The 6198-nt window shown below is 70.9% G+C and carries 6 protein-coding genes; all 6 read right to left on the bottom strand.

Annotation, left to right across the window (positions count from 1 at the left end; genetic code table 11):
* Nucleotides 1-2 precede the first annotated feature (2 nt).
* Nucleotides 3-1058: a class I SAM-dependent methyltransferase gene (locus H0X00_RS05650; protein ID WP_293767876.1), complete on the bottom strand. Its 1056-nt coding sequence runs from the start codon at nt 1056-1058 to the stop codon at nt 3-5.
* 8 nt (nt 1059-1066) lie between these two features.
* Nucleotides 1067-2149: a class I SAM-dependent methyltransferase gene (locus tag H0X00_RS05655; protein WP_293767878.1), complete on the bottom strand. Its 1083-nt coding sequence runs from the start codon at nt 2147-2149 to the stop codon at nt 1067-1069.
* A complete protein-coding gene (locus H0X00_RS05660; protein ID WP_293767880.1) occupies nt 2146-3309 on the bottom strand; it encodes a glycosyltransferase in 1164 nt (387 codons plus the stop codon). The genes H0X00_RS05655 and H0X00_RS05660 overlap by 4 nt, the downstream gene beginning before the upstream one ends.
* Nucleotides 3310-3314: 5 nt before the next feature.
* Entirely contained in the window at nt 3315-4175 is an 861-nt protein-coding gene (locus tag H0X00_RS05665; RefSeq protein ID WP_293767882.1) for an alpha/beta hydrolase, read from the bottom strand.
* Nucleotides 4176-4193: 18 nt separating this feature from the next.
* The gene (locus H0X00_RS05670; RefSeq protein ID WP_293767885.1) at nt 4194-4490 is read right to left on the bottom strand and encodes a phosphopantetheine-binding protein; all 297 of its coding nucleotides are present in this window, start codon (nt 4488-4490) and stop codon (nt 4194-4196) included.
* A gap of 62 nt (nt 4491-4552) precedes the next feature.
* On the bottom strand, nt 4553-6198 hold a 1646-nt coding region (locus tag H0X00_RS05675), incomplete at its 5' end, for a 4'-phosphopantetheinyl transferase superfamily protein (protein WP_293767887.1).

Below are 6198 nucleotides of genomic sequence, written 5' to 3' on the forward strand. Positions count from 1 at the left end.
GCTCAGTCGCTCCGGACGTCGCGCTGGGCCAGGACCCGGTACGCGTTCGAGCCGCCGAGCTTTGCGACCAAGGGACCGAGGTACTGGAAGTCGGCCCGGTACAGCGCCGGGAACGCCTTCGGCGCGATCTTCCAGAGCCGCTCGTGGAACTTGCGCTGGGCCGGCGTGCGTTCCGGGAGCCAGGGCGAGTCCGGATGCGGTGCAAGGTTGGCGAGGAAGAAGATGTACGCGCAGGTCAACTCCCCGGAGATGTGCGCCTCGCCGTGCTGCACCCGCACGGGGGTGAGTCCCCGCTCCTTCAACGCGGCCAGCAGGTTGGGCAGCGGGAGCAGGTGCTGGTGCTGCGGCTGGTACCACGGCGCCCACCAACGGCCGCAGATCCTGCTCAGCCAGGACGCCGCGTCCGGAACCTCGATGGAGAGAAACGCCCCGTCCCGCAGGACGTCGGCGACGATGTCGAGATCGTGGCGGGGGTCCCGGACGTGTTCGAGGTAGTGGTGCATCGAGATCACGTCGTACTTGTTCCGGATCGCCTCGACGTGATCGTCGACCTGCCCGGGATAGATGGTGTCCAGCCACCCGCGGGCCTTGCCCTCGAGCAGGCTGCTGCCCATGTCGAGGCCGTCGAAGGTGGTGTTCGGCAGGAACTGCCGGGCGTAGTCGGCGAAGTGCCCGTACCCGGTGCCGATGTCCAGCCAGTTCTTCGGGCCCTCGGGCCCGAAGAAGCCGTCGACGACCTTGGCGCGCCCCTCGTAGAGCCAGCCCTGCGAGGAGAACACCGAGTCGATGAACTCACGGCCGAAGCCGTCGTAGAAGTCGCGGTAGTAGAACTCCAGGCCGTCGAGATTGAGCCGTGGGTTCTGGAAGATGTGGTCGCAGGTCTTGCACCGGTCCAGGTAGAAGATCCCCGGCTTGCCCTGCAGGATGTCCGTGGTCCGCAGCCGCCGCGTCAGGTCGCCGAACCCGCACCACGGGCAGGTCGTCACCTTAGGTTCGAAGAACCTGCTCCAGCCCAGTGCGATCTCCCGCTGGTACTGCTCGCGCTCCGCTTCGCTCACCGGGGGCATTACTTCTTCCCTTCTTCCCGGACCGCGACGATCCGGTAGGCGTTGCCGTGGTCCAGGAGCTTGTGGACGCCCCGGCAGATCAGCGCGTCGGCTTTGATGGCCGGGTTGATGAGCTTGGGGAACACCTTCGCCCAGCCCAGCTCGTTGACCTTGCGCCGCCATTGCGGCGACTCGGCCGGAAGCCAGGGGTGACTGGGGTCGGGGGCGAGGGTCGTCATCAGGAAGACGGCGACCATGAGGAGCTCGGCGGGCTGGTGCGCCTCGGCCTGCTGCACCTCGAGCGGACGGAAGCCGTGCTCGACCAGCGCCGCCAGCAGGTTGCCCACCGTCGGGAAGTTCAGGTGCTGCGGCTGGAAGTACGGGATCCACCAGGACCGGAACACGTGCCGCAGCGCGCACTCGATGTCCGGCATCTCGATCTCCAGCAACGCCCCCGGCTCCAGGGCCTTCGCGGCGGCGGCGAGCTCCGCGCGCGGGTCGGTGGTGTGCTCCAGGTAGTGGTGCATCGAGATGACGTCGTAGCGGCCGCGCAACTCCTCCGCGAGCTCGGGGAAGGAGTTCTCCCGATAGGCGTGTGCCAGCCAACCCCGCTCGAGGGCGCGGTCGACGCCGCTGCCCTGGTCCAGCCCGTCGAAGACGGTGTCGGGCAGCACGTCCGCGGCGTGCTTGGCGAAGTAGCCCCAGCCCGTACCGATGTCGAGCCAGGAGCGGGGCCCGTCCGGGCCGGCGTGCCGCTTGACCAGCTCGGCCCGGGCGATGTTGGCGGGCGAGCCGTAGGAGGACATCTCGTCCGCCTGGGCCGCGCCGCGGCCGTCGTAGAAGTCGCGGTAGTAGAAGTTCAGGCCCTCCCCGGTCAGCCGGGGATTCTGGAACACGTGCCCGCAGGTGAGGCACCGCTCGAGGGTGAACTTGCCCGGCTTGCGCTGGAACAGCTCACGGGAGCGGACCTCGACCTTCAGCCGGCGCGACCCGCACCAGGGGCAGTCGGGCCGCCGCTCGCCGAAGAAGCGGTCGATGCCGCCGGCCAGCTGCGCGGTGTAGAACTCCCGGTCCGAGATCGCCGGCTCAGAGGTCTGCGTCATGTGAGCTTCTCCAGTCGGTCGGCCGCGGCCTTGGCGCCGCCTGCCGCTTCGAACGAGGCCGCGATCACCGCTGCGGCGTCACGGTACGTGGGGTCGGTGAGCACGGCGACGATCGCCTCGCGCAACTCCGCGGCGTTCACCCGCCCGAACTTGACCCGGATGCCCGCGCCGGCCGCGGTCACCTGCGAGGCGACGGCGGGCTGGTCGTCCCGGATCGGTGCCACCACCAGCGGGACGCGATGCGCGAGCGCCTCGCAGGTGGTGTTGTGCCCGCCGTGGCAGAGCACGGCGTCGAGCTGGGGGAGCAGCTCCAGTTGCGGTACCCGGTCGACGACGAGCACGTTGGCCGGCGGGTCCAGACGGTCCACCGGGCCGACGACGATCCCCTGCACGGTGTCCGCGAGGGAGCCGAGCGCCTCCAGGGCCACCGCGAAGAACCGGTCGCCGGAGTCCTGGTTGACGGTGCCGAGCGAGACCAGGACGTGGGCGCGCTGCGGGTCCAGCCAGGCCCAGTCGAAAGCCGGTCCCGGCTTGCGCGGCCCGAGCGCCGGCCCGACGAACGCGATGTGCTCGCCGAGCGGCTCCGGGGGGGCCAGCAGGGCCTCGCTGGAGAACGCCAGGACGAGGGCGTCGGAGAAGCGCAGATCCACCGGCTCGCCGACACCGTAGGTGCGCTGCAACTGCGCCGTCTGCTCGTGCAACCAGTCGGTGAGCTTGGGCATGGTCTCGTACTGGTCCCCGAGTTCGGCGGTCGTCGTCGCTGAGGTCGCCCAGGCGATCCCGCGCTCGCGCGCGATCAGGGCACCGGCCAGCGCCTGTTGGTCGACGAGCATCACCTCCGGGTCGAACGCGTCCACCGCCGCCCGGATCCCGGGCACCATCGAGTGCGCCAGGGGGATGAGGAAGTCCTCCCAGAAGAAGCGGAACGCGGTGGCCGACCGCAACCCGCGCCAGCGCTCCAGCCGCGAGGCGAGCGGCTCGCCGGGGAACTCGTCGTCGACGGCGAACACCCGGCAGTCGGGCGGAAGAACCCCGCCGAGGTAGGTGGAGTTGCCGGCCCACGCCACCTCGTGCCCGCGGGCGGACAGCTCGGCACCCACCGCGACCGTGGGCAGAATGTGCCCGGTCAGCGGCGGGACGACGATCAGGAAACGGGCCACGCCGACTACCCGCGGTCGGGCTCGGACGACTGCGCTGCGCGGACCCCGCTGCGCGACACCTCGCTGGAGGCCAGCCACTCCAGGACGATCTCGCGGACCTGCGGGGTGGCATCCATCAGCACGGAGTGCCCGACGCCCTCGACCACGGTCAGGCTCGCGTGCGGCAACAGGTCCTTGAGTTGACGCTCGTAGTCGGGGACGTCGGACCGCTCGCCGTAGACGGCGCGGATCGGACACGTCAGCGCCCGCAGCGCCTCGGTCGGGATCGGGCGGTTCCGGGTGAGGTCGGGGTAGAAGCTGGTGTGGTTCGCCAGGTCGGTGAGGGCGTCCATCATCTTGACGACCTTGCGGCCGAAGCGGCGGATCCAGGCCTGCAGGTTCTCCTCCCCCATCTCGGCGACGACGCCGGCGACGCGCTCCCGTTCGGCGGCGATCTGCTCGGACCAGCCGTCGACGTTGAAGTGCGCCTCGATGAGCACGAGGCTCGCGGCCCGCCCGTGGCTCACCGCGGCGAAGTCCAGCGCGATGGTGCCCCCGTAGCTGTTGCCGATCAGGTGCACCGGGCCCTCGATCTCCAGGGCGTCGAGGATCCCGGTCAGGTCCGCGACCGAGTCCTCCATCGTGTAACCGGTGCGCGGCCGCTCCGAGCTGCCGTGTCCGCGCATGTCGTAGAGGACGCACTCGGCGCCGGTCTTGGCGACCGCGCCCGCCACCGTGTAGTAGAAGCTCGCCATGTTGTCCATGCCGAGGCCGTGCAGGAACACCACCGGTGGCGCGGTGCGCTCGGCGGCGGCGCCCTCGGATTTCGCAGGCGGGTTGAGGTGCTGGACGTGGAACTGCACCCCGTTGGCGACGACGTCGGACATCTCTGGTCGGTCAGCTCGCTAGCTGGTCGCGGCGATGACGTAGTCGACGACGGTGCCGACCCGCATCTCGATGATCTCGTCGAGGTCCTTGTCGGCCAGGAACGCGGCGAAGTCCACGCCGCCGCCGTAGTGCGCGGTGAGCCTGGAGCCGAACTTCACGAACTCGATGCTCTCCATCTCCAGGTCGTCCTCGAAGGACGTCTCCCGGCCGATCTCGAGATCGAGCAGGTACTCCTCACCGACGACCTCGGTGATGAGGCGACGCACGACGTCGAGGACCTCGGCGTCGGCGGAGATGCGGGCATCGGTCGTCACGGAAACTCCTCGCGGGCTGAAATCCGGCGCGGTTGCGGGCGGCGCCGGGTGGACTGCAGGTTTCATGATCCCAGGTCTGGCCCCAACATGTCGGATTCCTGGGTCCAGCCGACCGCGAAGGGGACCGGAAGTTCACCCGAAGAGGTCGTCACCCACCGCCCGCCGCCGTCGACCACGACCAGCAACCGGTCGTTTTCCACCCGAGTCACCACGAACCGGGCCGGCCGCCCGCCCAGGCCCGTCCCGGCGGCCTTGGCGACCGCCTCCTTGGCCGTCCAGAACCGGGTGACCCAGACGGCGCGCTCGGCGGCGTCGGACGTCCCGGGCGCGATCGTGTCCAGCAGATCGCGCTCGGCGGGGGTGAGCAGCGCTGCTTCGGCCGGAGCGTCGGAGACGAGTTCGAGGTCGATGCCGACGCTGCCGCCGCGCCCGACGATGGCCGCGGCGAACGGCCCGGAGTGGGCGAGCGACACGCTCAGACCCTCGGTGCCCGGTCCGCTGACATGCGGCGCTCCGCTGGCCTCGTTGCCGACCTCGATCTCGGCCGGATAGATCCGGCCGGCCCCGGCCGCCCACAGCAGGTCCCGGACGGCGTCCTTGGCCGCGATCCGTCCGAGCAGCCAGTGCCGGGCGGCACGGGGCGTGCGGCCGGAGAGCTGCTCGTATTCGGTGGGGGACAGGTACTGCCGCGCGGCGATGTCACGTGCGGCCGGATCGCTCCAGGGTTCGACCAGTAGGTGCCAGCCGCCCTCCTGACGGTCTGTGAGCGGGACGCGGGCGGGATGGCGGAAAGCGGCCAGGGTGCGCTCGTTGCCCTCCATCCGGCGGTCGGTCCAGCCGGTGATCGAGCACCACAGGCGGCCGTCGGCGTCGCGAAGGGTCAGATCGGCGACGACCTCGACGTCGGTGAGGAAGCGCACCCAGACCGTCGTCGCGAACTGCGCCCCGGTCTCCGGGTGCGGGCCGAAGAAGTCCACCGACTCGATGACGATCGGAATCGCGAGGCCGTTGTGCGGCTGCCTCGCGACCCAGTAACCGAGCAGTTGGCCGGCCGCGTCCAGCAGGGAGCCCGGGGCTTCGAGCTCCGCGACGACGCCGCGGACGCCGTTGTCGGCGACCGTGGTCAGCTCGGTGACGCCCCGGAACGCCGGGCCGTGGAACATCCACCGGTCGGCGTAGAGCGAGCGCGCGTCGACCCTGGGGGGACGCTCCGCAATCAACGGCGGATCGGCCAGGTCGGGCCGCGCCGGGTAGGCGTCGGCCAGCAGCACCGTGGCCCGGGCGTAGGTCTCCCGGGGGCCGCTCTGTCCATCGGGTTGGGCGACCTGCCCATCGACGACGACGGTGACCGAGGTCAGGCCGTCGCCGTCCGGGGACCCCTGCTCGGTGACCTCCACGAAGAGGGTGACCTCCGGTTCGACCGCGAGCGGCCGCAGTGCCCGGACGCCGCGCACGCCGATGACCACCCGCTCGGGCACCAGTGCGGCGGCCGCGTCGACGATCAGCGCGATGGTGCCGGTCATCGGGACGATCGGGAACGATGCGGCCGGCCCGGCACTCTCGGGCCCCTGCAGCAGGCTGTGGTCGATCAGGTACGGGTCGGTCGCCAGTGAGAGCGCACGGGAGGTGGACGCGCTGCGGGGCCCGGCGGCCGTCCGTGCGGGGACCGGGGCGGCGGGACTCGGCGTTGCCGCGCCCGGCGCAGGCT

Source organism: Sporichthya sp. (assembly GCF_013815995.1).
Taxonomy (GTDB): Bacteria; Actinomycetota; Actinomycetes; order Sporichthyales; family Sporichthyaceae; genus Sporichthya.